Source organism: Acidovorax sp. HMWF029 (assembly GCF_003060895.1).
Taxonomy (GTDB): domain Bacteria; phylum Pseudomonadota; class Gammaproteobacteria; order Burkholderiales; family Burkholderiaceae_C; genus Acidovorax.
In genome coordinates this window covers 1-1586 of sequence record NZ_QAIH01000115.1, presented here as the reverse complement: position 1 = coordinate 1586, position 1586 = coordinate 1, and the positions used below count along the sequence as shown (strand labels likewise).

The 1586-nt window shown below is 66.8% G+C and carries 2 protein-coding genes; both read right to left on the bottom strand.

Translation table 11 applies throughout. The features are described from left to right. Positions 1-465 (bottom strand): GntR family transcriptional regulator (locus DBR12_RS07935; RefSeq protein ID WP_233244348.1); only part of this gene is annotated, 465 nt, incomplete at its 3' end. Between the two features lie 107 nt (positions 466-572). Continuing rightward, positions 573-1586 (bottom strand): TRAP transporter substrate-binding protein (locus tag DBR12_RS07930; RefSeq protein ID WP_233244347.1); only part of this gene is annotated, 1014 nt, incomplete at its 5' end.

Sequence of the window (1586 nt, the reverse complement as noted above, 5' to 3'; positions counted from 1 at the left end):
GTTCTGGCTGGCCTGGTGCACCACCACGTCCAGTTCGTGGTCGGCCTGCATGTAGTCGTCCAGGTGGCAGCGTGCGGCGGCTTCCACCATCTTTTCGGCGCAACGCATGATGGCCTGTCGCTGCGGTGCCGTGGCGCGGCGTGCGGCGCAAGACGCAATCAGACGCTCCAGCACGCGGCGGGTCTGGATCACATCGAGGTGGTCGGCCAGGTCGATGTGTGACACCAGCAGCCCGCGCCGGGGCTGCTGCGCAATCAGCCCGATGGAGACCATGCGCAACAGCGCCTCGCGCACGGGAGTGCGGCCCAAGCCCGTGGTTTCCACAATTTCGGCCTCCACCACGGGTGAGCCGGGCTGCAGTTGCAGGGTGGAGATCATGACCTCGATGGCATCGTAAGCCACGTCGGCCGCGCGCCGCTTGGGCCCGGGGTCTCGCTGGGGGGATGAGGCGCTGCGGGTGGTCATGGGGAGCTGGGTAGGGTGTCGGGGGTCGCGGACCGCATCTTAGAGCCTGTTGGCGATCCACTGCGAGATCGTCAACAGCCTCGTGGTGGCTCGCGGCCCAGCTACCGTCAGGCCAGGCTGGCGCCCGCCTTGCGCAGCTCGGCAATCTGCGGCGCCTTGGGCAGCCACAGCTTGTCGAACTCCAGGATGGTGCTGTCGGGGTTGAAGCCCGATGCCGTCTTGAACGCGATGGACGTGCCCTTGAACTTCTCGATCAGCCCGGCCTCGGTGTTCACGATGTCGTTGATCTGCGCATCCAGCGACTGGGCCACCAGCTTGCGGATGATGTCCTTGTCCTTGGCGTCCAGCCCCTGCCAGATGCGGCCCGAGACCAGTGGCGCGAACGGCATGAACAGCGCGTTCATCTGCAGCAGCGTCTTGGCCACCTTGTCGAAGCGCTGGTTCCATGAGAACTCGATGTCCGCTTCCAGCCCATCGACCTGGCCGTTGCTCATGGCATCAAAAACTTGCGGCGTCGGGATGGGCGTGGGCGCGGCGCCCAGCATCTGGTAGAAGTCGCGGTACACGGGCGTGGGGTTGATGCGCAGCTTCATGCCCTTGATGTCGGTGGGCAGGTTGATGTCCTTGGTGGAGAACACGGCGCGCATGCCGGTGATGCCCCAGCCCAGGCCAATGGTGCCGGTTTCGCGCGGCAGCACCTCCAGCAGCTTGGTGGCCGCCGGGTGCTTGACCAGCTTGGCCACGGCGGGTGTGGAGCGCACCAGGTAGGGCGCATTGATGGCCGCGATGCTCGATACCCGCGAGCCCAGCTCGGCCGCCTGGATCCAGCCCATATCGAGCGCGCCGGACTGCAGCTGCTGCATCATCGCCGCCTCGTTGCCCAGCTGGCCCGAGTGGAAGACGGTCACGCTCAGGCGGCCATCGGTTTCCTTCTTGAGCGCCTCGCCAAACTGCAGCGCAGCCCGGTTCCATGAATGGCCAGCGGGCGTGATCAGGCCCAGGCGAAACTCCTTGGCCTCGGCGGCGCGCACCAGGGCCGGAAAGCCCAGCCCCGTGACGGTGGCAGCGGCCACGGCGTGGCGCTGGATGAAATGGCGGCGGGTGACAGCGTGGGTGTGGGC